This is a genomic window from Nostoc sp. (assembly GCF_036917275.1).
In the GTDB taxonomy this organism is placed as follows: domain Bacteria; phylum Cyanobacteriota; class Cyanobacteriia; order Cyanobacteriales; family Nostocaceae; genus Nostoc.
This window is the reverse complement of sequence record NZ_JBALDF010000070.1, coordinates 235918-259963: the sequence shown is the minus strand read 5'-3', so window position 1 is coordinate 259963 and position 24046 is coordinate 235918. Positions and strand designations below refer to the sequence as shown.

At 40.7% G+C, this 24046-nt stretch carries 16 protein-coding genes and 1 tRNA gene; 10 read left to right on the top strand and 7 right to left on the bottom strand.

The window, feature by feature from the left end; translation table 11 throughout:
• Positions 1 to 380: 380 nt before the first annotated feature.
• Genes V7K35_RS28035 through V7K35_RS28010 form a run of 6 tightly spaced genes read right to left on the bottom strand, consistent with a single transcriptional unit; the run spans position 381 to position 7326 of the window.
• The gene (locus tag V7K35_RS28035) at positions 381 to 1928 is read right to left on the bottom strand and encodes a hypothetical protein (protein WP_335083544.1); all 1548 of its coding nucleotides are present in this window, start codon (positions 1926 to 1928) and stop codon (positions 381 to 383) included.
• Between the two features lie 2 nt (positions 1929 to 1930).
• A complete protein-coding gene (locus V7K35_RS28030; protein WP_335083542.1) occupies positions 1931 to 3538 on the bottom strand; it encodes a hypothetical protein in 1608 nt (535 codons plus the stop codon).
• A complete protein-coding gene (locus V7K35_RS28025) occupies positions 3531 to 3941 on the bottom strand; it encodes a hypothetical protein (protein ID WP_335083540.1) in 411 nt (136 codons plus the stop codon). The genes V7K35_RS28030 and V7K35_RS28025 overlap by 8 nt, the downstream gene beginning before the upstream one ends.
• A 4-nt stretch (positions 3942 to 3945) precedes the next feature.
• Positions 3946 to 4782, bottom strand: coding sequence for an RAMP superfamily CRISPR-associated protein (locus V7K35_RS28020; RefSeq protein ID WP_335083538.1), 837 nt, complete (start codon positions 4780 to 4782; stop codon positions 3946 to 3948).
• Between the two features lies 1 nt (position 4783).
• A complete protein-coding gene (locus V7K35_RS28015) occupies positions 4784 to 5776 on the bottom strand; it encodes a CRISPR-associated protein (RefSeq protein WP_335083536.1) in 993 nt (330 codons plus the stop codon).
• Positions 5761 to 7326 carry a Cas10/Cmr2 second palm domain-containing protein gene (locus V7K35_RS28010; RefSeq protein WP_335083534.1) on the bottom strand — a complete coding sequence of 522 codons (1566 nt, stop codon included), beginning with the start codon at positions 7324 to 7326 and terminating at the stop codon, positions 5761 to 5763. Before V7K35_RS28010 ends, V7K35_RS28015 begins: the two co-directional genes overlap by 16 nt.
• Positions 7327 to 8366: 1040 nt before the next feature.
• Between V7K35_RS28010 and V7K35_RS28005 the strand changes: the two genes are divergently transcribed.
• From V7K35_RS28005 to V7K35_RS27985, 5 genes are all read left to right on the top strand, one after another.
• The gene (locus V7K35_RS28005) at positions 8367 to 10442 is read left to right on the top strand and encodes a WYL domain-containing protein (RefSeq protein WP_335083532.1); all 2076 of its coding nucleotides are present in this window, start codon (positions 8367 to 8369) and stop codon (positions 10440 to 10442) included.
• 267 nt (positions 10443 to 10709) lie between these two features.
• A complete protein-coding gene (locus V7K35_RS28000; protein WP_335083530.1) occupies positions 10710 to 11258 on the top strand; it encodes a Mu transposase C-terminal domain-containing protein in 549 nt (182 codons plus the stop codon).
• A 218-nt stretch (positions 11259 to 11476) separates the two neighbouring features.
• A complete protein-coding gene (locus V7K35_RS27995) occupies positions 11477 to 12589 on the top strand; it encodes an ATP-binding protein (protein ID WP_335083528.1) in 1113 nt (370 codons plus the stop codon).
• Between the two features lies 1 nt (position 12590).
• Entirely contained in the window at positions 12591 to 14162 is a 1572-nt protein-coding gene (locus V7K35_RS27990; RefSeq protein WP_335083526.1) for a TniQ family protein, read from the top strand.
• Positions 14163 to 14452: 290 nt separating this feature from the next.
• Positions 14453 to 15847 carry a TniQ family protein gene (locus tag V7K35_RS27985; protein ID WP_335083525.1) on the top strand — a complete coding sequence of 465 codons (1395 nt, stop codon included), beginning with the start codon at positions 14453 to 14455 and terminating at the stop codon, positions 15845 to 15847.
• A 158-nt stretch (positions 15848 to 16005) separates the two neighbouring features.
• Here V7K35_RS27985 and V7K35_RS27980 read toward each other — a convergent pair.
• Positions 16006 to 16077, bottom strand: a tRNA-Val gene (locus V7K35_RS27980).
• A gap of 450 nt (positions 16078 to 16527) precedes the next feature.
• Between V7K35_RS27980 and fbp the strand changes: the two genes are divergently transcribed.
• The 5 genes from fbp (at position 16528) to V7K35_RS27955 (ending at position 23659) form a co-directional block, all read left to right on the top strand.
• On the top strand, positions 16528 to 17577 hold the full coding sequence (gene fbp / locus V7K35_RS27975) for a class 1 fructose-bisphosphatase (protein ID WP_335083523.1): 1050 nt from the start codon (positions 16528 to 16530) through the stop codon (positions 17575 to 17577).
• A gap of 240 nt (positions 17578 to 17817) precedes the next feature.
• Positions 17818 to 18963 (top strand): transaldolase, encoded by a 1146-nt coding sequence (tal, locus tag V7K35_RS27970; protein ID WP_335083521.1) that lies wholly within the window; start codon positions 17818 to 17820, stop codon positions 18961 to 18963.
• Positions 18964 to 19119: 156 nt separating this feature from the next.
• On the top strand, positions 19120 to 20649 hold the full coding sequence (gene zwf / locus V7K35_RS27965) for a glucose-6-phosphate dehydrogenase (protein ID WP_334796590.1): 1530 nt from the start codon (positions 19120 to 19122) through the stop codon (positions 20647 to 20649).
• 189 nt (positions 20650 to 20838) lie between these two features.
• Complete coding sequence (gene opcA / locus V7K35_RS27960; protein ID WP_335083519.1) at positions 20839 to 22203, top strand: glucose-6-phosphate dehydrogenase assembly protein OpcA; 1365 nt, start codon at positions 20839 to 20841, stop codon at positions 22201 to 22203.
• Positions 22204 to 22297: 94 nt separating this feature from the next.
• Positions 22298 to 23659, top strand: coding sequence for a cobyrinate a,c-diamide synthase (locus tag V7K35_RS27955; protein WP_335083517.1), 1362 nt, complete (start codon positions 22298 to 22300; stop codon positions 23657 to 23659).
• Positions 23660 to 24046: the final 387 nt, after the last annotated feature.

Here is a 24046-nt window from a genome sequence, read left to right as displayed (position 1 = left end):
AAAAATTTCCATTAATTCGCCTCCACATAATTAGTGGAGACAGCTGGAGGCTATAAGCCATAGAATAGAGGACTTACAGCGCCCATTTTCGCGAACCTGATCCAAAATTACTGTTTCAACCATTGCCTGTCAAGTTTCCTTTTGAACAAAAATACTTTAAAGATGGTCAGCATAAGCTTTTCAGCTTTTTCGCGAATCTCCTTTGGGTTTGTAATCGCTCAACAGTAGTTGCAGTAGGGGTTTGAGCCTCTAAAATTGGCCCCTTTAAAAAAACAGCTAGGGATTCGCGAATTTTCCTACGGTTATATAGCTATGGTCAGATAGGAGATGGGACTACATTGTTTCCATTAATTCCACTTCTCATTGGAGAAGCGACCCTATTAAATAAGAGAGTCTGCTACTTCTTGAAGTTTCTTATTCAATTTCTCTCTTTTATAAGGAAGTTTAAAATAGTTTATCGCCTCTAAAAATGGTTGTTTAACATAATTTATATAGGTAGTCATTACATCAGATTGTTGATAGTTTTTAGACCCCAATAAGTAATCAATTACTTCCTTTTCTTCAACCCCGCACAAATTATGCATTAATTGGTTACGGAGGTCATCTTCTGTATTTCTATAAGAGTCACAATACCATAATAATAACGGCCACTTGGTAAAAGTGTTATCTATATTGTTTAACCAGGCAATTAGAGCAAAGTTTTTATTGGTAATATCAAAATCTTTTTCTGTATTAAATCTAAATCTATCTACGGGAAACTTTAGTTTTTGTAAAACTTCTCTTTTATCATTAACACTTTGATAATTAACAGATGCTTTGAGAAATAAACCACGGGGAATCCACTCTAATAAATCGCAGAATTTATGATAGCTACCATTTAAAATCACAGTTCCATTAATCATCGCTACTTGTGATAGAATAGCTACTTTTAAAAAGGTTTCTTGAGCAGCAGCAAGGAGAGTAATCCCTTGGAGATAATTTTTTTGATTGAAGAAAAAGCCTATGAGATCAAGAGCATCAACAATGCGCTGGGTAGCTTGCGTAATTTCAAAATCTTGTCCGCTATTTATTAGAGTACTATGGAGATTAAAGAAATCAACGATCTTCTCTAAGCTAGCTATAGCAGCTTTGTCTATTCTATCTATATCTTCTAAAATTTTGAGCGCAGCGCCAGGGAAACCTCCTATAATCAACTGCTTTGCTTTTTGAATCTGTATTCCCCGCCAATAATTAGAGCTTTCAATAGCTTCTGATTTGGATTTTTGCTGATAATTTTCATCAAAATATTCATTACTAACTAAAAAGTTAACCTTTTTGAATCTACCTAAGCTAACAAATTGTATAGCAGAAGATATGGCTGGTGTTCCAGCTTGATGACTAACATAAATAGGTTTTAGTGGATTAGAGTCTAACTTACGGAATTCTTTTTCTACCAAAGAAAGGGTTTCATTCCAATTATCTATACCTTTATTGCCATTTTTTGGTACAAGATATAAAAATTCTAATTGACAGTCAAATTTTCCTTGCAAATACCGCTCTAATAGAGGCTTAAGTGTACAAGTGTCTTGCCAGTAGGGACATTTTTCATAAATTATTTTGTCTTGATTGAATATTTGAGATTGGTCTGTGAGCAGAATTATAATTCTTTCCAGCTTAATACTTTGCTCTACAAAATATTGATAATAAGTATCAAGCAGTGGAAACTTTAAATCTGACTCGTAATAATCAGGTTGATTTTCATATACTAGACCTAAAACTCTAGCAGGTATAGTATGTCCAGCATCTTTATCTTTAGGATCTAGTGGAAGAGGTGAAGAAAACTCTGTACATTCTAAATCATATCTGACTTCACCGTATAAATTTCCCCAACTTTTGCTATGTTTAAGGAGGACATCGCTATTACCCGTTGTGACAATCCAAATACTCATATTTACTCTCCCCAAAGTTTGATAAACTCGCTGGTTGCTAAGAAAGCTAAAAATTCTTCTGTTCTCTCATCTTTTTTATCAGGGAAAACGGTGAGTAACTCTACATACCTTCTTCCCTGACGCTTCATTTCTCCGTCTTTGATTTTATAGTGCGGGTACATGCGATGCCAAATTCTACCAATTTGACTCATTTTCCCTGTGAGAGTTGAGCCTTTAATTGATTTGCTTCCTTGGTAATTACCGTGAAACCATCTTACAGCTAAACTATCATCCTCATCTTCTGCAAGACGTCCCCAAACTTGAACTTTTTGCGGATGGAACGATTCACGCCAAGAACTTAATTTATTAGTTGGGGTTTTATCTTTTAATTTCAGCCAGTTATTTACAGCCTTATGAATATCATTCAGGATATTATTGATATGACTGAGGCTATTTACTGGGAAGTAGTATTGATTTGATTGCTTGGGAAATTCCCAATGACAACCTATCATTGGTTTACCATTTAAATATTCTGGAAAGAATAAACGATGGTCAATGCGTCGCCACGATTTACCAAAGCCACCAAGCAGCATAGCAAATCTTAAAATTTGTGTTACTAATGTTTTTAATTCTTTTTTGTATTCTTTTGAGGTATCACCCATGCTAAGAATATTTAAAGTTCCTGCATTTAATTCATAGATAGGCATGGTTACATTGCCATACCGATATACATCCATTTCTAAATCAACAGTATTAAAAGCAATTCCTAGCTGCCCGACAACAGCACCATTTCTCCCTGCAAATCCTCCCCAAAGTTCTCTAGTTAATTCTTCGGCTGTATTTTCATCAGTAACGCCACTAAATAACCGCAGGGTGTGACCACGTAAAGCAGCTTTAAAAATATTGGGACGAAACTCGCCTGTTTTATCAATTAATTGTGAGGCTAATCCTTGTCCACGCAGATTAACAGAGACTAATTTTGTTTCTGGGTGATTTATCGGTTGACCATAACCAGCACTAACTCTAGAACCAATACCTCGTTCTATAGCTTTATCCCAAATACTCCAGATAGTCTCCCATTCACTGGCTTCTAGTGCTTCGGTGCTGGAGATACCGAATATTAAGGTAGGTTGATAGAGGGATATCTGAATAAATGCTGAGTGGCTACCATTATTTTTAATTTGCCAATCTTGTTGAGGATGAACTACATCAATTAATGGTTGGTCAGCCCACGTTGCATCTTTAGGATAACCCCCATGAAAGCGAAGTATTCCCGGTATGGCATCGTTGCCAGTCAGTTGACCACCGCAATATCTTGCACCCTGTTCTGAGGTACAAGCACGTAAAAAAGCTCCTTTCATGCTTGCGCCTGGGTAAAATGGAAATCCCTTAGCGGCGATGACTGGCCGAATTATATCTTCGTCTTGGCCACTGTTAGAAACAAAGCGCCAAGTTATTTTATATTCTTTTGTTTTAACATTGGTGTTAAATGTGGGAGGGTCGATTGCAGAAGCTTCTACCCATTCATCAACCCATCTCTCAGACTGTTCGGGATTTCTGATATATTGAATCTGCCCGCGCCCTGAGACTTGCGCTTGAAACATTAACGGAACTTCATTACTATTATTCATCTACAAATCCTGATTTCTTATAGCGCTGAGTCCACCAAACTAAACTGTCGCAGAATTGAGTAAGAACAGCTAAACAAATTCTTTGGTCTTCAATGGGAAGTTCCCATAATTTGGCGGCGAATTGCTGAATTTTTGGGGTGTCATTATTGTTGACATCTTCTTGGGGAAGCTTAATTCCAGCCAGTTGCATGATTTTGACAAAGCTTTTCCATGTATCGCGCCAATATTCGCCTTTGGCTTTTTCTTTGTCTAAAAGTCGCAATTGTTCTCCCCAAAACCTCTCTAAGCCGTAAGCTACAGTTATTCGCATTTTGTGAGATTGACCAATAACACCTTTTTGGTCGCGGTGTTTGAGGACTAGGCGTTGTGCTTCTTGGTCTAAGTCGTAAGATTTCCAAGTCATATATTCACACCCCATTTAAAGTTAAACTACAGTGACCAAAACCAATGGATTCTAAACCACCAAGATAAATATCTGTGCTTTGAGTACCATTTAAGGGTTGCCATTGCTTCCCTGATTTATCATCTTTGATGGCGATAGGAAAGACTAAAATAGTTCCTTCTGGCAAGGCTTCAGTGTTAAAGAAGCCACCACCATCGACAACCTTTTGGTCAGGTTTTAAGCGCACGCGACTTTGACGATATAAAGCCATGTCATGAATCATAGAAATATCGCTATCGTCTACTATCACTGCTGGCTTTTCTTTTCCTGATGGAAACCAAGGGGATAAGTCTATGGTTTTGTTAATGGTCAAAAAACCTAAATTGAAAAACAGGGTCTTTTTACCTTGAGATTCCCGCGCTTTTAAGTTCTTTGAGCCTGTATAGGGGTCTGGTATATCTATTTCTTTGAGAGATTTACCATTAAATTTGACAGTATCGCCAGCAATTCTTTGGTAGCGTTGGAGTAAACGTGGGCTACTTACCCAAACTATTGGTTGACCAGGGCAAAAAACTGGTAGCCAGAGAATAGAAGCGTATTCAAATTTGATAATAGACTCGTTATTAATTTCTGATTGTTCTGAACCTGCTTCATTGCCATACCAATAATTTGCTGCTTGTTCTCCATCTAGCAGGCGCATTTCTGAACGCAGGCGACCGCGAATCGAACTACCGGGAAGAATACCAGTTTGAGTAAATTGGTCGCGGAAGATGAGGTTTAAATTACCGCTTTCTTCTCCAGCAGTTGCACCGACATGCAGAGGTGCTAAAGTTTCAATAATTCCATAAGCTTTTTTGTACATTTTAGGCGACTCCTTTAATTTCTGTTGGCAAACATAAACCGCATCCTACACGTTTAAGGCTGTAACCTTCTTTGGGAAACCATGCTTCATCCCATAACCACCAAGGTTTATTTAAAGGTTCTGCAAGCACATAGACACTACCAGCCGGAACCGCGTAACGTCCCCTTCCTAAATTCCCTTTGGCGCGGTAACGGTAGGGTAGTGGTTTATCTGTTAGCATTTCTACGGTTTCAGGAAAGCTTTCATGTTGAGGATGGCGGTGAGAGAAACGGTTAGAACCCCATGTAGCTGGTGTAATTAAGGCAAAGGTGCGTTCTATTGGCTGATTTAATAGATTTAAAAATTTCTTATTTTTGATTGGCTCACATTCTATTTCGACAACGTGATTTTCACCACCAAAACGATACCAGCCGTTTTCTATAGGATAGGTTGATAGATAAACTAAACAGGTATCGTCCGCCATTTGAACAGAATTTTCTAGAAAAAGTCCGTCGGAGTTTTCTACACACCGTTCAGTTGCTTTAATTTTCGGATGCAAAAAAGAAACGTATTTCCAAGGATTATCAGCAACAGATTTATAGTCATTAGTCCTAATTGCTTTAGCTGGAGTCCCCCAAGAATCTATCGTTTGCCAACGATAATCTGGTTCTAGTTTCTCGCTTTTATTTTCTAGCTCCCATTTACCATCCTTTAGTTGCCACTCATCAACAGCTTTTTTGGCAATTATTTTATGCCAAGGAATGGGAACATAAAAACTTTGTCTTTCGTTGTATTTCGCCCAAAATGGGCCTGCAACACATAGGTTAGCACTCAACTCACTTTGAGTAAACTTTCCTATTGTCTTGTTAACGCTAAACATTAAACCTGAGAGAGTCGCAGCTTCTGGCGGGAATTTAGCACCAGAGCGACCCACTAGGTTTTCTGGTGATAGAAATGCACCCGCACTTCCATACATTAATCCCAAGGGACGAATAGTGATTAGGTATTTGAACATAAATGCCAGCCTACTTTAATTAAATTGCTAATCCAATCAATTGTGGCTTTTGCTCTGTCATAAGGAGCATCTTCATCATCAAAACCCACGAGATGTTTAGCACGTTCATAATTTAGTAATTCTTTGCCTTCGCCTGGAAAGTAAATATCAAAGAATTCAATAGCGAATTTTTCGACAAAGCTCTTTTTATCAAGATTAAAAGCACGCCGGGATTCTAATATTGATAAATCTTGATAAATGTGACTCCAGTTGGCTTTTTTCTCTCTGTCTTGATACTTGGTCAAAATATTTAAATAATCCCAAGGACAAGTCCACTGAACATATTGACCACTGTTAAAGACAATTCGGATGGTGACTCGCCCACGCCCTGAAGATTTAGCTAGCTTTTCTGCCTCACGACAATGTTGTAAAATATCTCTTTGAGGGACGCTAGAACCTGCCCAAACAAATCCGACGCTTAAGCCTATCTTTTGGTCATGTCTTTCCCAAATTTTGGGTAATGTAATTAACCATGCAAAAGCTTGCTGGGCTGTAATCGGTTCTTGATCCTTGTCTCGATAAATTACGCCTAAAAAATCGTCTCCACCTGCATAAACTACCCGACCGATTTCTTGGGGGAAGTCCCTGCTAAAGTCTTTGCCCCACAGACGCATCGCTTGACTAAACTTTTTCAGTTCATCATCACCATTTTCTAAGTCTGCTAATTCCTTTAGGTGTTTCCCAACTTCATCACCATCACCCATAAACCAACCTGTCCAGCGTCCTTTACCTTGCTCATTTTTGGCTTCGGGGCCTCGATAAATTTCGCTGAACCTTTCTAGTTTAGACATCCCTAAATTGCTGGCGATTTCTGGTAGGGTGACTAAACGTTTTACTAATTCAGGAATACTTAATTTTTCATTGAGGGCGAAAAACTTACCCTCTGGTTCTGCATCTTGAGAACGATTTTCTAATACACAAGCAAGGCGTTTATAGAAAGTTTTAATATCGTCTTTTTCTTTAGTCCACTGGCGATTTTTCGGATTTCTCGCTTCTCCACCTAATCCCGGAAATGCAATTCCATCCGTACCTGTTAAACTAGAACTCTCCCCAATCCAGTTTACGGCAGTCCACCCACGGCAAAGTTTGTGGGTTTCTAAATCATCCATCGCCGCTTGAATACTGTCGCCTTCTCCCCAAAAAATTTCCCAGGCATGGTTTCCCCAGTTTGTCCACTCCCTTTCCCATTGGTATTTATAATCAGGTAATTTCTCCTCTATCCAGCACCGACATTCCTGCAACATTCCCTTCCAAACTGACAATAAGGTTTTTTCCACCTCTGATTTTGAAAATTCTCCCTTAATAAGAATGCGATTTGGCATTCCTTTTTGGAGGTTAGGGATTGCAGGAGAAATGACTGTTGTAGTTTTTTCAGCTTCTTTTACTAGCTGTTGGCTGAGATAGGAGAGAATCAGAGATGCACCATATAAGTCTCGGAGTTTACGGGATTTCTCGATAAAACCTTGCACCGGAGCAAAGGTTATTGCAGTATATTTGGCCACGTTTACCATAGTTACTGGATGCGGTCTTGTCTAAATTACAGTAAGAAATTGAACTTGTACTCAGTAGTTATACTTTGTAATAATTCTTGGCTTATCAATTAACCGCTTAGTTTTCAGAGGTAAGCTAGTAATAAAATAAGCCAAATAAGCACATATATTACTCAAGCGCTTTGTAAAAGCTTGGAGTTATGTAGCACTGGGGAATTAGTGTGACATTTACATCTTCTCCGAAAAATCAAGAATGTAAATACCTTTTCATGCGAATGACGAAATATCTTTTGGATGTCTGAGCAAGATTAATTGTGTACCCTGTTAAAACGTTGCATTTTTGTGAGATGATTTATGTCACGCAGAGGTGTAGAAACAGAGAGAGTATGAGGAGTTTTAGATTTCATTACATCAATTCCATTGCTTGTTTGTGCAACACCATTGTTAACTGCTGACTGTTAACGGGAAATTTGACACGTTCATCGACACCACTCATTAAATCGCCAAAACCCTATATTTTTCGTTGAGTGGTGTCGATTGCTTACTGGGTAAGGATTTGAGGTATGCGTGTTTTTAAATTTTATACAACATATATAATGTTTTTTAGAGTGGTGTCGATTTGGTGGCTGAAAGCCTTACGGGGCAAAGCCTCCTAGACGAACTCCCTACCGATTGGGTTAAATCGGAATTAATGGAAACAACATACGATACTTAGACCAGCCAAAAGACCAAAAGCCCTACCGATTGGGTTAAATCGGAATTAATGGAAACAATGTCCCTCCACTTTTGCCTTTTGGCTTTGCAACGCCCTACCGATTGGGTTAAATCGGAATTAATGGAAACTTTTCAACGCCAATTTTGCCTCTAACTGTTATAACCCCTACCGATTGGGTTAAATCAGAATTAATGGAAAAACAATGCCATTAGTTCGCTTCTCTAAAAGAGAAGCAAAATTAATTCAACCCTTCATTAATACCGTCGTCATTCGCTTGAAAAGCCTAGACAACAAACAAATAACAGTTAAAAGTTAAAGTAGAAAAACTTTTATCCTTGAACTCCTAATGATCTGTCACTTCGTCATCGGTATCCCCGGTAGTGGGAAAACCACTTTCGCGGTCGAGTTAGCAAAACTGGGGAATTATCGCATTGTCTCCACTGATGCAATTCGCCAACAACTCTATGGCGATGCAAGTATTCAGGGTGAGTGGAGTCAGATAGAAGAAAAAGTAATTTCTGAGATTGCTGATGCAATTGCTCAAGGTGATTCCGTAATCTATGACGCTACCAACGCCAAGCGTGTATGGCGGATGGATTTGTTGATGAAGCTAAATTCATCTGTTGCTTGCCTTGGACAACATGGGGAAGAGATTCTGTGGATGGGGTTGTATTTGCAAACTCCTTTGGCAACTTGTAAGAAATGGAATCAACAGCGCACCCGACAAGTTCCAGATATGATAATTGAGAATATGCACAAATCTCTGCAAGACTTTCCGCCAGTAGCAGCAGAGGGATTTGCATCTGTCAGAGAAATTGATGTCACCTCTCCCAAGTTCGACATTCATAAAATTCCAACCCAAATCCAACAGCTTTCTCGTACTCTTACCAACCGCGCTAATCGTAATCACCACATTACTTTACACGGTTACAGTAAGCTGCTGGATTTTGAGCGCTTGATGCATTTAATTTCTCTAATTATTCGCTATCCAGGAATTGGGAATCTGCAAACCACTCACCCTAGTTTGCTGGAAAGCATTTTGGGTAATGCTCCTCTGTTTGCAAGTTCCTTAGAGGAAGTTACCGCTTTCATGAATAAATTATACGGTACTATTTACGCTAATAAAAATGCCATCGGATCTGATTTACACTGGTTACAACAAAATTCCCTCATTGGAGCCAATAGTATTGCCCCTTCTTCTGGCATTACCGTACCACCCGATTACTCCATTACTCTATCAACTTTTGTAACTCATGCTTATTCTGACTTCGACAGCTTTCGGAGGTTGATACAAATAATTCGCTTGATTCTCCACCACCCATTTTTGCAAGATACAGGGAAGGGAAGCTTACAAACGCTCGTGTCTAGACTCAAGGAAAAGGGGATTATCGATGGCGATGGTTTAGATACTGTCCGCAAGGACATTGAAAAGGTTCTCAAGCCTTATAAAATATTGCCAGAATTTCCCTTGAGAGATGGCTACTTTGTAGGGACAGCGATTTTCTCAACACATGAATTAACCAGAGTGTTTGATGTTCTCCAGTCTCAGGCTAAAAGCCTTGATGATCCTGTAGCACTGGAGATTTATGAAATATTTGCCACACGGATGGCAAAAAGTAAGTTAGGGGTAAATCGTGTGTATCCTGTGAGGGCGATTGCTAATCGTAGTATGATTGACCCAAAGTTTTTACCAACCGATGCTCTGTCTAAGAATTTAGAGCAATTGGAAGAGGCAATAGTTAAAGGACAATTACTGGAATTAAATCGCTTTTCTGGCGGCGGTAAGTTTGTTCTTGATGAAGAAAGTTTTTTCTTAGCATTTCCCTTGCAAATCGTTTTTTGTAACCAAGCGTGGTATTTAGGTTTTGAGTGTGAAGCCGGAAAGTATGCAGGACTGTTTCGGTTTGAGCGTTTGGATAGATTATTCATAGGTCAATTTCAAGGAAGATTCCGTTCTAAACAGGAACAAGAAAAATCATTACAGAAATTACAGAACCTCTCTGCTGCTAGCGCGGGGATTTTTTTGGGGTATAGTGCCAGTGACCAACGTCAGTTTCTCAGCCACGATAAACAAGAACGTTCTCAGGTTTGTGTAGCAGTGGAACTGTGGTTTAACGATGCTATGTTCCGGTTTATTACGGAAGGAACTAAAAGATTCCCTGCAAAACAAATGAAGATGTCTCCACCTGTAGAGGGCGGAAGATTAATGTTACCTAAGTCAATTTTCTGCCTCAAGAAAACCACAAATAAACAGTTTCCCAATCGCTTTCGGGTGGTACTGCCTACATGGTACTTGGATGATGTGGAGTTTCTGCGGTGGATTGTTGGTTTTGGCGGTAATGTTAAGGTAGTACAACCAGAGGAATTGGTAGCTAAGGTTAAGGGAATTGGTGAGGCGATTTTTAAAGTTTATCAGCAGTAATAAATAAAAACATATATTCCAAAATACTTTTAAAGGTCGGGATATTTACATCTCGACCTTTTTATTTAGAGAAATTCCACTCTCATTGGAGAAGCGACCTTCCTCCTTCGGTGCGCCCAAGTAGGCAGTGATTGGTTTCCATTAATTCCACTTCTCCGAAGAGAAGCGACAGGTACGCTTCTACGTAATTGGGCGCGATACGGATAAGTTTCCATTAATTCCACTTCTCCGAAGAGAAGCGACACAAATCCCTAGGTTAGTAAACAGATGGCTGTTTTGGCGCAGGTTTGGACTCTTGATGAGTTATATGACTATTTTATTAATGGCTATTGCTATGGTGCTTATGACCGAAAAGAACATCCAGCATTAGAAGGATTTTCTCCGTATGATCGATTTCATGCTGGACTTGCACATAGTGGCTCTCGCGCTCATCAAAAAATAATTTATGATGAGCAGTTCCGAATTTTAACTCTACCTTCAACGCTTAAAGGGACAGCGAAAGTCCAACCAAGTACAGGGGTAAGAATTAATCAGCAAGACTACTGGTCTATAGATGATTCATTTCTAAGACCCGATATTGAAGGTCAACAAGTACCTGTACGCTACGATCCATTTGACTATGGGACAGCCTATGCCTATATTCATGGGCATTGGGTTCGCTGTATTTCCAACCACTACAATAAATTTCAGGGTCACTCAGAGCGTGAAATAATGGTTGCTACTGAAATATTAAGACAAAAAAAATACCTTTTTAGTAAAAAAACTAGTTCTAAACCGGGAGAAATTGCCCAACTTCTAAAAGATGCAGAGCAGTAGGAGGAATTAAGGCTTCAAAGCCAGCGAGATTTAGCAGTTAAGGATGTTCGTGGCCTAATTGAAAATAAGCCAATTACTCAAACTTTTTCACCTGAAGAAATTAAATTGAAAAATTCAGATGACTTACTATGTGAGGAGCCTAATCATATAGAAAGCAATTTAAAAACAGATACTGAATTAAATAAAATTAATCCCTATCCTAATGAGGATTTATGGTAATGGTAGAACAACGTTTCTTTGATTTGGAACTTTTAAAAAAACCATCATTAGAAAAATTAGCATACTTCAAAGGCATAACTGTTCCTCATAGAAACCTCAAGGAAGTATTAAACGAACTTAAGGCAAATATCCTTGAACCTGCTGACACATCAGTATTTTTTGTGTTTGGCGTAACAGGTATTGGGAAGTCTACTCTAATAAAGCGGCTTCAAAAAATATTATTGGAGGATTTCTTAGAAGATTTACTGTCCAATCCTGGTCAAATTGGTGTTGCAAGTGTAGAGGCAAGTTCACCATCACAAGGGAAATTTAACCACTCAGACTACTATATACGAGCTTTGGAATCACTAAATGAGGTATTGATTAACTACAAAGTTGACTATGGTATTTTTGAGACTGAAAGAAGTTATGATTCAAAATCGATTGTTCCAACTGTAATTAAGAACACTTCTACTTTACGCCGTGCTATGGAAAAGGTATTTATCAACCGCCAGTTGAGAGTTTTCATAGTAGATGAAGCACAACACTTATTTGCAACGGCAGGCGGACACCAGTTACTTAACCAAATGAATTGGATTAAATCGATTGCTAACTTTACAAAAACGATACACATTTTGGTTGGCACTTATGAACTACTAAACTGTTCTACTATAAGTGGACAGATAGGTAGGCGTAGTCAGGACATCCATATTGCTCGTTACCACGAACTTCTTCAGGAAGACGTTATCGAATATAGCACGGTAATACAGACTTTGCAGCGTCATTTACCATTGCTAGAAGAGCCACAGCTTGAAACGCAGTGCGAGTATCTTCTTCAGTACTCTATTGGCTGTGTGGGAATGCTTAAAAGTTGGTTGGTTCGTGCCTTACGTATTTCTATTGAAGAGAATGCTACAACTCTGACATTAAAGCATCTTAAAAAGGCTGAATTCTCTGCTTCACGACGAAAACAAATCCTTGAGGAAGCAGAAGCAGGCGAAAAGCGTTTACAAAGTGATGATAAGTCAGATTCTGCTGCTAGCTTGCAAAGACAGCAGAATACTAATCCGAATTTACAAAGTCAAGGTGTAGGGAACCGAAGGCCAAAACGAGATTTAGTAGGGGGAAATTAGTATGGCTCTTGATAAGAATGATACTTATGAATTGTGGAATTTAGAACCGCCCTTTGTTTCAAAGCACAGCCATTTGTTTCACTTGAAACCAATTGGTGTGGGAACAGCTAATGTTGAGAGTTTGACTAGTTATATTGCTAGGCTTGCTGAAGCTCATAGCATCACAGTAGGACGTTTAGTTTGTGCTGAAATTGCTCCCAGCTTAAAAGAAAGCTACATTTTCAATCCTAAATACAGTGATATGAGTAGAGTATGCAGCTCTGCGTTTACTAAATCGCTGAATGGACAATGTTTAACAGCTGCTACCGTAGTTGAGGTTCTTGAAAACCTAACACAACGTAATGACCTACACTTTCTGACAATGCTCACATGGACTGATGTTATTTCTCAAAAGTACTTGCTTCATCCCAAAAAGGCTTGGTGTCCCTTTTGTTACCAGGAGCGGTTTGAAGCAAAACAGGTAGTATACGAACCATTGATTTGGGCATTAAATGTAGTAGAAATTTGTCCACATCACCATTGTCGTTTGCATACTCAATGTCCTTATTGCTACAAACAACTTCCTTTATTGTCAGGCAATTACCGTTCAGGTTACTGCTCAAGATGTCAAAGTTGGCTAGGACTTTCCTCAGAACTTAAAACATTTAAGAATAGTCAGTTTCTTTCAGAAGAAGAACTTGAGTTGCAATTAAAGGTATTAGACAACGTTGGAGAATTACTTGCTATTGCGCCAGATATATTATTTTACCCACCCTCAGATAATATCAAAAATGTTATTTCTGTTTATATAAATCAGTTAACTAAAGGAGATTTATCAGAATTCGCTCAATTACTTGGTCTTTCTCCACATTCTTTAAATAAATGGTATAGAGGAAAGGCAATACCCGAGCTAAATAAACTATTGGAGATATGCTTTTATTTACAAACGCCATTAGTTGACTTTCTCATGGCAATTGAAGTCAGTGCTGCAAGTAATGACATACCAATACAGCCTCAAACTCCTAAAAAACGTAGTACACAGACCCTTTGCAGTAATCCTTCTTTGTTGGAGGAGGTAGAACAAGTATTACTTGCAGCCCTTGAAGAATCTCCACCACGTTCTTTATATCAAGTAGTTAAAAATTTAAAAAATATAACACGTAGTTCTGTTAGGAGGTATTTCCCTAATTTATGCTGCCAGATATCAGAGCGATACTCCGCTTCTCGAAAACCTAATCACCAAAAAATACGACAAGTACTTTTATCTGTAGTGAATAATGGTGAATATCCACCGCCATCTGTAGTAGTTATTGCTAAACGAATAGGAATTTGGAGGAAGACTTTATACAAGGAATTTCCAGATTTATGTGAAAAAATTTCGGAGCAACACTCTTGTTATATTAAATTGCGTCAGCTTGAACGAATTGAAAAAATTAAACAAGAGGTGCGCCAAGCCGTATTGAAACTCCACAATAAAGGGATAAAACCTCATTCCAGATATGTTAGCGAACTTTTAATTAAGCCAGGATTAATGCACGATAAAAACGCTATTGCTGCATTCCATGAAGTACGACGCGAACTGGGATATGAGTAAGATGGCAACGTTAATTAATAAAACAAAATCAACAATAGCAGTTATCATTTATAAATAATTTTTTTTATCAGCAAAATTTAGCTTATGCAAAATAAGAATTTGTTTAAAGGAACTTAAACATTTTTGAAGGATAAACAAGCCTCAAACCCATGCAGGGTAAGGATAATACACGAGTGATCAAAAATAGCTGAAACCTAGACATATCAATAAACTAAGCAAAATGATGTCAAAGTCCTTCTGTACAAAGATTGAGGATATTTTTTGTCTAAGTCCCATTCAGAGCATCAACTATGTTAAGTGATTCCTCAAGTATTCATGAATTATGGGATTTAGAGAAACCAATAATTCCAGAACGTAGTTGCCTTCATCATCTAAATCCAGTAGGTGTTGGGTCTCCATTGGTGGAAAGTTTAACAAGCTATGTTGCTCGTCTGGCAAAATCTCACAATGTATTTCTGGGGGTGTTAATTTCCAGAGAGCTTGCGCCGTTAATAGAAAAAGTATATGTCAAAACCAGCGCTGGCATGGGTTTACGTGCTTTGTTTAACCGTGCTACAGCTTTAAACGGCACAGGAATTATGGCTAAGGATTTTGTACAAGCACTTGAAAAACTAACTTTGCAAAAAAACTTACAGTTTCTTACCTTGCTTTTTTGGGCAGATGTTATTCTACCAAAAGAGTTGTTTCGAGATAATAAAAGCTGGTGTCCAGTTTGTTATCAAGAGTGGAATTTCTCGCAAAAAGAAATTTATGACCCTTTGCTTTGGACAATAAGTATAGTTAAATTTTGTCCTCAGCATAATAAATTCCTTTGTGAGCGGTGTCCTAACTGTCAGCAAAAAATATCACTCCTAACTTGGAAAACTCAACCAGGGTACTGCTCAAATTGTGGTGGATGGTTGGGTAAAAATTCATCTACCACTTCATATATTGAATCTCTTGACAGCAAATATTTGTCTAAAAAGGAGTTGCAGTGGGAAACTTGGGTAGCACAGGTCATTGGAGAATTAATTGCTAGTACCCCATATTTGGCATCTCCACCACTAAAAGAAAACATTTCCAAATCTCTTGGTAGAGCTATAGAGATAGTCACAGATGGTAATATAGCTGCTTTTGCTAGTCTAATTGAACTACCAAAGAACACAGTATGGATGTGGCAAAGGGGGAAAGCTTTACCGCAAGTTGATCTCCTTCTAAAAATCTGCCACTTTCTCGGAGTAAGCTTATTAGATTTTCTAACATCAGAAGATATTGGTAATTTGGTTAAGACAATCTTAAACCCATCTCAACAGCGATCGCGTGGGACAAGAATATCCCCGAAATCATTTGACTCCGAGCAAGTGCAAGATGCTTTACTAGCCGTGCTTGCAAATGACGAGATCCCCCCATTAACAATGAAAGAAGCTGCTCAACGTCTTGGATACGATAGAAGAACCATTTTTCAACATTTTCCGGAATTATGCCGCGATATTTCCGCCAAATACCTTAATTACCGCAAAGCATTACGTCTGAAAAATATAGAACTGTCTTGCAAAGAAGTTCAAGAAATTGCAGTCATACTGTGCAACAAGGGAGTATATCCTACAGAAAAACTTGTATCTAAGTCTATGACTAAGCCTGGATACTTAAGATACAAAGGAGTCCGTGCTACATTGCAGCAAGCACAAAGTAATTTTCCAGGATAGGCAGATTTAGAACTCAATCGGGTGAAAACGTGGTTTAATTCAATATCCACTTTTTCAACCATAAGTTTGCCGCAGGTGTTTTCAAGCATAATGTTGCCGTTGCGGCAACATTATGCTTGAAATCACAACATGAGCCTAAAGCTTTGCTATATATTAAGTGGGCGATACTGGATTTGAACCAGTGACCCCATCCGTGTGAAGGATGTGCGCTACCCCTGTGCTAATCGCCCAAGACTTTTTATATTATAACTTACTCAGATTTACGGTTGTAAAAATACATTTAAACAAGCTGTAAGCTCAATGCTAGCTGTTGCTCTTTGCATAGCCAGGTTTTATGAATAGTTTTGTAAGACAGACATCTTGTCCGTCCAAATTATACCAGATAAAGTGTTTCAGTGCGATCGCCTGATTGTCGCAGATGGTAAAAATCCTTTTAATAGTAGGGAATCTTGGCCTTGCGCCCTGGAGATGCGATGTTTTTTTAACTGGAAGTCCCTTATGTCTTAGACAAATTACTACGTATCTAAGCTCTGAGTGCAGGGGTCACTGAAGATTGATTTCTTTAGTTTATCTAAAGTCGTATCTAAGTTCTCAAATTACCTTTCTAAGATAGAAGCAGCAACTATGAGTTGCCATACACGATACCCAATTAACAGCTAGTAGCTGCGGAGAACATAAAAATGGCTAAAGCGCCAGAATCTTTAGACTTATCTACCTACGACGCTACAGACAAATCCCTCGATCGTGATTGTACAACCTTATCCCGTCACGTCCTCCAGCAACTTCAGAGTTTTTCGCCAGATGCACAGGATTTAAGTGCGCTGATGAATCGCATCGCCTTAGCAGGCAAACTGGTTGCTCGTCGCATGAGTCGCGCTGGTTTAATGGAAGGCGTTCTGGGATTTACTGGGGAAGTTAATGTGCAAGGAGAATCCGTCAAAAAGATGGATGTTTATGCCAATGATGTATTTATCTCGGTTTTCAAGCAAAGCGGCTTAGTCTGTCGCCTAGCTTCTGAAGAAATGGAAAATCCCTACTACATCCCGGAAAATTGCCCCATTGGTCGCTATACCCTGCTGTATGACCCAATTGATGGCTCATCCAACACTGATAATAATCTCAGCTTAGGTTCTATTTTCGCCATTCGCCAACAAGAAGGAACTGATAGCGATGGTAAGGCAACTGATCTCCTCAGCAACGGACGGAAGCAACTGGCTGCCGGATACATCCTGTATGGTCCCAGCACGATGCTGGTCTATACTATAGGTAAGGGCGTTCATTCTTTTGTCCTTGATCCCAGCTTAGGCGAATTTATTCTCACAGAAGAAAATATTCGGATTCCTACCCACGGGTCTGTTTACAGCGTGAATGAGGGTAACTTCTGGCAGTGGGAAGAATCAATTCGAGAATATATCCGCTACGTTCATCGCACAGAAGGTTACAGCGCTCGTTATAGCGGTGCAATGGTGAGCGATATCCACAGAATTTTGGTTCAAGGCGGCGTGTTTCTCTACCCAGGCACAATTCAGAACCCAGAAGGGAAATTGCGCTTGCTTTATGAAACCGCTCCTCTAGCCTTTTTGATTGAGCAAGCAGGCGGTCGTGCCACTACAGGACTGGTAAATATCTTGGATGTGGTACCAAAAAAACTGCATCAGCGCACACCTTTAATTATTGGTAGTAAAGAGGATGTAGCAAAGGTGGAGTCTTTTATTCAAAACGGCCACTAGAAGACAGTCACAAAAGCATCAAGGATGCATCTAGCATCTGCCATTAATTAAACGTTAATCATGGTGATTTAGGATTGGGAATACAGAATAGCACTTCTTGAAGATGTATTAAAGATTATCTCAGCTGGCGGATGCAATAAGTGATTGGCAACGCCACAATTCAAAAGTAACCATCAGTTGATGGGTTTTACCAACTTCACTACGAAACATCACTATACAGGACTGAAACAAATTAGAGCTATGGCTACCAATCATCTACTGGAAATTAAGCAATACGGTCAAAGTATCTGGATGGATAATCTGACCCGTGACATTATTCAATCAGGCGAACTCAAAGACATGGTTGAAAATCAAGGGATCTCTGGGATTACCTCTAACCCAGCAATCTTTGAAAAAGCGATCGCTGGTAACGTTATTTATGATGCCGATATCGAAGCCGGAGTTCGTGCTGGCTCACCGACATACAAAATTTACGAATCGCTGGTTTTTGCAGATATCCGTAATGCCTGTGATATTTTACGCCCTGTTTTTGAAGCCTCGAATAGACTAGATGGTTATGTGAGTATCGAAGTCCCACCAACCATCGCCCATGATACTGAAGCAACAATAAAGGAAGCGCGGCGTTATTTCCAAGAAGTTGGTCGGGAAAATTTGATGATTAAAATTCCCGGAACAGAGCCAGGCTTACCAGCAGCAGAACAGGTAATAGCCGAAGGGATGAATGTCAATATTACGCTGCTTTTTTCTATAGAAAGCTACAAAAACACAGCTTGGGCTTATATTGGTGGCTTAGAAAAACGGCTGGCTGAAGGTAAAGACATCAGTAAAGTTGCTTCAGTCGCCAGCTTCTTCCTCAGCCGGATCGATAGTAACGTTGACAGCAAAATTGATGCTAAGTTGAAAAAAGGCGTTGATGATATTACCGTGGAAGCAAAGCTAAGAGCTGTTAAAGGGAAAGTAGCGATCGCTAACGCTAAGATTGCGTACCAAGAATACAAGAAAATCATTGAGAGCGATCGTTGGAAAGCCTTGGCAGCAAAAGGGGCTACAGTACAGCGGCTACTTTGGGCTAGTACCAGCACCAAAGACCCCAACTACCGCGACGTGATGTATATCGAGGAGTTGGTTGGCCGGGATACCGTTAACACCGTACCACCAGCGACCATTAAAGCTTGTGCCGATCATTGTAACGTGAGCGATCGCTTAGAAACGGATGTAGATAATGCCTACAGGCTGATCGAAAACCTCAAAGATCCCGACATCAACATCGATCTCGATGCTGTAATGGATGAACTGTTAGATGAAGGTATTGACAAGTTCATTCAGCCCTTCCAGTCCTTGATGAACTCTTTAGAAGACAAAATCAAGGTATTGTCACCAGTGTAGGGGCTAGGGACTGGGGACTGGGGACTGGGGACTGGGTGACTGGTAAACAATTTTCCTAATACTAAACCCCCAATACCCAATACCCAATATCCAATACCCAGTCCCTAATACCCAGTCCCCAATCTCAAAATCCAAAATCCAAAATCCAAAATTGCTATGGTTAGTCTGCTAGAAAACCCCTTGCGCGTTGGTCTGCAACAACAAGGGATGCCCGAACCCCAGATTATAGTCATTTTTGGCGCTTCTGGTGATCTCACCTGGCGCAAACTAGTGCCAGCACTTTACAAATTGCGGCGAGAACGGCGTATTCCCCCAGAAACTACCATTGTCGGTGTGGCACGTCGAGAGTGGAGCCACGATTACTTCCGTGAACAGATGCAAAAAGGCATGGAAGAGGCACATCCTAATGTCGATTTAGGGGAACTTTGGCAAGACTTCTCTCAAGGTCTGTTCTACAGTCCTGGGGATATAGACAATCCCGAAGGCTACCAGAAACTGAAAACCTTATTGAGTGAATTAGACGAAAAACGGGGCACGCGAGGTAATCGCATGTTCTATCTCTCCGTTGCTCCCTCATTTTTTCCCGAAGCAATTAAGCAGCTAGGAAGCACCGGGATGCTAGAAGATCCCTACAAACACCGTCTAGTAATTGAAAAACCCTTTGGTCGGGATTTGGCTTCTGCCCAAAGTCTTAACCAAGTGGTACAGAAATATTGCAAAGAAAACCAAGTATACCGCATTGACCACTACTTAGGTAAAGAAACAGTCCAGAATTTGCTGGTATTTCGTTTTGCCAATGCGATTTTTGAACCGTTGTGGAATCGTCAATTTGTTGACCATGTGCAAATTACCGTGGCAGAAACCGTAGGCGTAGAAGACCGGGCTGGTTACTATGAAAGCGTCGGCGCACTAAGGGATATGTTGCAAAACCACTTAATGCAACTTTACTGCTTAACGGCGATGGAAGCACCGAACGCAATGGATGCCGACAGCATCCGCACAGAAAAAGTGAAGGTACTCCAAGCTACTCGTTTAGCTGATGTTCACAATCTGTCGCGGTCAGCAGTCCGTGGTCAGTACAGTGCTGGCTGGATGAAGGGTCAAGCAGCGCCAGGGTATCGGACAGAACCAGGCGTTAACGCCAACTCCACCACACCCACTTATGTAGCGATGAAGTTTTTGGTAGACAACTGGCGATGGAAAGGTGTTCCTTTCTACTTGCGTACCGGAAAGCGGATGCCGAAAAAAGTCAGTGAAATTTCGATTCACTTCCGCGAAGTTCCGTCTCGGATGTTCCAATCTGCCGCCCAACAGGTAAACGCCAATATTTTAACGATGCGGATTCAGCCAAATGAAGGTATTTCCCTGCGTTTTGATGTCAAAATGCCAGGGGCAGAATTCCGCACCCGTGCCGTTGATATGGACTTTAGTTATGGTTCCTTTGGCATCCAAGCAACATCCGATGCCTACGATCGCCTATTCCTTGATTGTATGATGGGCGATCAAACATTGTTCACACGGGCGGACGAAGTAGAAGCAGCTTGGCAGGTAGTAACGCCAGCCCTTTCTGTTTGGGATGCACCCGCCGATCCAAATACTATTCCCCAGTACGAAGCCGGTACTTGGGAACCAGCAGAAGCAGAATTCTTAATTAACCAGGATGGCCGTCGCTGGCGCAGACTTTAGCAAGTTACGAGTGATGAGTTAGGAGTGATAAATTATGAGTAATGAGTGATGAATTATAACTTATGAGTTTTTGAGTTAACAATTTCAGTTTTCTAACTCCTAACTTTCATCTCCTAACTCTTAACTCCTAACTCCTAACTACTAACTCCTAACTTATTCAACAAACAAAGCTGACAACTTAAAATTACTATGCCTCAAACTTCTACAATTTTTTCACTCCAGGCACCAAAAGATATTTCGCTTAACGAAATAGATACGGAACTGAATCAAATTTGGCAAAGCTACGGCATTACTGGCGATGGCAATGGACTTCCCAGTGCTACTAGGGCAACAACATTTACTTTAGTAGTCTACGAACCAGAAGAAACTCAATATTTGTTGGCTGCTTTGGGATTTTACAACGGCCCAATTGATGGGATTTTAGGGCCACAGATGGCAGCAGCATTGCGGGAAGTGCAAAAAAAACATAGTCTGCTACAAACTGGAACAGCAACACTAGAAACTCTAGCTGTATTACGAGAAGAATTTGCTAAAGTTCAGCGAAACGGATCTGGAGGAGAACATCCCGGTAGTGGGATCTTAAATAATAGCGCCAGCCCCAGAATTGCTGATGAAATTGCCCTCCGTAACCCCTGCCGCATCATTGCACTATTTCCCATTACTGGCGAAGATCAAGGGGTTAAAGCTCAAGTTTCTGCCTATTGCCCCATCCAAAAGCAATCGTCAAGGACACTTGTCTGCTGTGAATATATTACTCTCAGTGGTACTGCTGCTGCCTTAGAACGGATAGGGGGCATGATTCCAGCATTGTTGATTGGCGGTTTACCGAAGTTTCTCTGGTGGAAGGCAACACCAGACCCTAACAACGGTCTATTTAAGCGCCTAGCAGAAGTCTGCAATAATGTCATTGTAGATTCTTGCAACTTTAATACCCCAGAAAATGATTTACTCCACTTACAAGAGTTGGTAGAAACGGGTGTACCTTTAGCTGATTTGAACTGGCGTCGCCTCGCGTCATGGCAGGAATTGACAGCTGAGGCCTACGATTCTCCTCAGCGTCGCGTCGCCCTCAAAGAAATTGACCGCGTTACCATTGATTACGAAAAAGGCAATCCCGCCCAAGCTTTGCTATTTTTGGGCTGGTTGGCAAGTCGGCTGGAATGGCAGCCAGTTTCTTATGAAAAGGAAAGCGGTGATTATGACATCACTCGCATCCGTTTTATTGCTCAAGAGCAGCGACAAGTAGAAGCAGAGTTAGCAGGAGTTCCAGTTGCTGATGTGGGCGATATTATCGGCGACTTGATTGCCTTGCGCCTTAGCTCGACAAATCCTCAGGCAGACTGTGGTACAGTTATCTGCTCGGAAACTGGTGGTTGTATGCGAATGGAAACACACGGTGGTGCCCAATCCGCCGGTCTGTTTCAACAGGTGACTTCACTTTCGGAACAAAAGGCGGAAGCATTGCTAAGTCAGCAGGTGCAACGCTGGGGCCGCGAGTCATTGTTTGAAGAAAGTCTAGGAGTGACAGCGAATATTTTCAAATTGGCTAATTAAAAGTTAGGAATTAGGAAAGACGCGATTAATCGCCTCTGTACAGGAGTTAGGAGTTATAATTCATAACTTCTCACTCTCAACTCCTAACTTTTTTATGTCTGTAATTATTGCTGGAGAACGTAGTGGGGTGGGCAAGACAACAGTTACGCTCACCCTTTTAGCATCTTTACGTCGTCGCGATCGCCTGGTGCAATCTTTCAAGGTAGGCCCAGACTACATTGATCCGATGTTTCATCAACACGTAACCGGTCGTGCTTGTCGGAATTTAGACCCAGTACTGACTTCTGAAGCCTACGTTCAGCAATGTTTTGCCCTTCATAGTCAAGTGAGTGAATATGCCCTAGTGGAAGGGGTAATGGGATTATTTGATGGAATTGGACATGGGCAAGAAAAGCAAAAATCAACTGATTTTGCGAGTACAGCGCACATCGCACGGCTTTTAGATTTGCCTGTGGTATTGGTGATTGATTGTAGTCGTTTATCTGGTTCTGTAGCTGCGATCGCTCACGGCTACCAGTCTTTTGATCCCCGAATTAAAATAGCTGGGGTGGTACTAAATCGAGTCGGAAGCGATCGCCATCTCTCTTTACTAAAAGATTCCCTAGAACCCTTACAATTACCTGTTCTCGGCGTGCTGCGGCGTCAAGATAACATCACAATTCCCGATCGCCATTTGGGTTTAGTACCCACAGCAGAACTCCCAGAACTCAACGCTTTAATTGATCGCCTCGCTGATTTAGGAGACACCTGCTTCGATTGGCAACGCTTATTACCTTTGTTAAAATCAAAACCTCTCCTTCATCCCCCTCATCCCCCTTATCCCCCCTCCTCTATCAAGATTGCAGTAGCCCGCGATCGCGCTTTTAATTTCTACTACCAAGACAATCTCGATTTGCTGCAAAACCTTGGTGCAGAATTAGTTTTCTGGAGTCCTTTAGAAGATGCTGGCATCCCAAAAGATGTGCAAGGAATGTATTTTGGCGGTGGTTTCCCAGAAGTTTTTGCCCAGCAATTAGCAGAAAATACCAGCGTTCGTGATGCAGTGAAAACAGCAATTCTGAAAGGAATGCCTACAGTTGCCGAATGCGGAGGATTGATGTATTTATGTGAGCAAATTATCGATTTTGAGGGTAAATCTTGGTCGATGGCGGGAGTTTTACCCACATCTGCTGTGATGGGTGGGCGTTTAACTTTGGGCTATCGTCGTGCAGTAGCTTTGCAAGATAATCTTTTAGTGAAGACAGGTACAACTGTTTACGGACATGAGTTTCATCGTTCCCTTTTAACCTCAACTCCCACTCAGCCCCTATTTGAAACTTCTCGCTACGATTGTGAGGAAAATATGGGATGCGAGGGATGGGGTTTATCGGCAAATGTTTATGCTTCTTATGTTCATCTCCACTGGGGAGTAAGTGGAGAGATACCACAACGGTTTATTAAGCGATGTAAAAGTTAGTTAGTTAGTAAGTGAAGTCTTATATCAAGTTCGGATGATTATTTACAGCAGATTGCAAGTTAATGAAGTACAAAAATACCCCTCCCTAACCCTCCCCTTTCTAAGGGGAGGGAAGTAGATTGGGAATTTCCCCCCAATACATCGGGGAGCCACTGCGTTGCGGTGAGGCAGTCCAGTCTTGGGGGTTTCCCCCATGAGGAACTGCTGAACCCGAAGGGAGGTTCCCTCCGTTGTAGCAAGTGGCGTGGGATTAAGGGGGGTAAGGATGTACTTCATTTAGATGCAAAATGCTGTATCATAAAATCTGGCGTTGCTGAATCATGGGATAATTTTGCCCAATTTGGAACGGATTTTCAATGGTTTCAACCGCTAATTCATCTCGCATTT

Bases quoted from the DNA above. Each gene is read 5' to 3' on its own strand.
- zwf (WP_334796590.1), top strand. From the start codon at position 19,120: ATGGTTAGTCTGCTAGAAAACCCCTTGCGCGTTGGTCTGCAACAACAA.
- V7K35_RS28030 (WP_335083542.1), bottom strand. From the start codon at position 3,538: ATGAATAATAGTAATGAAGTTCCGTTAATGTTTCAAGCGCAAGTCTCA.
- V7K35_RS27985 (WP_335083525.1), top strand. From the start codon at position 14,453: ATGTTAAGTGATTCCTCAAGTATTCATGAATTATGGGATTTAGAGAAA.
- V7K35_RS28015 (WP_335083536.1), bottom strand. From the start codon at position 5,776: ATGTTCAAATACCTAATCACTATTCGTCCCTTGGGATTAATGTATGGA.
- V7K35_RS28000 (WP_335083530.1), top strand. From the start codon at position 10,710: ATGGCTGTTTTGGCGCAGGTTTGGACTCTTGATGAGTTATATGACTAT.
- V7K35_RS27990 (WP_335083526.1), top strand. From the start codon at position 12,591: ATGGCTCTTGATAAGAATGATACTTATGAATTGTGGAATTTAGAACCG.
- fbp (WP_335083523.1), top strand. From the start codon at position 16,528: ATGGCTAAAGCGCCAGAATCTTTAGACTTATCTACCTACGACGCTACA.
- tal (WP_335083521.1), top strand. From the start codon at position 17,818: ATGGCTACCAATCATCTACTGGAAATTAAGCAATACGGTCAAAGTATC.
- opcA (WP_335083519.1), top strand. From the start codon at position 20,839: ATGCCTCAAACTTCTACAATTTTTTCACTCCAGGCACCAAAAGATATT.
- V7K35_RS28025 (WP_335083540.1), bottom strand. From the start codon at position 3,941: ATGACTTGGAAATCTTACGACTTAGACCAAGAAGCACAACGCCTAGTC.
- V7K35_RS28010 (WP_335083534.1), bottom strand. From the start codon at position 7,326: ATGGTAAACGTGGCCAAATATACTGCAATAACCTTTGCTCCGGTGCAA.
- V7K35_RS28005 (WP_335083532.1), top strand. From the start codon at position 8,367: ATGATCTGTCACTTCGTCATCGGTATCCCCGGTAGTGGGAAAACCACT.
- V7K35_RS28035 (WP_335083544.1), bottom strand. From the start codon at position 1,928: ATGAGTATTTGGATTGTCACAACGGGTAATAGCGATGTCCTCCTTAAA.
- V7K35_RS27995 (WP_335083528.1), top strand. From the start codon at position 11,477: ATGGTAGAACAACGTTTCTTTGATTTGGAACTTTTAAAAAAACCATCA.
- V7K35_RS27955 (WP_335083517.1), top strand. From the start codon at position 22,298: ATGTCTGTAATTATTGCTGGAGAACGTAGTGGGGTGGGCAAGACAACA.
- V7K35_RS28020 (WP_335083538.1), bottom strand. From the start codon at position 4,782: ATGTACAAAAAAGCTTATGGAATTATTGAAACTTTAGCACCTCTGCAT.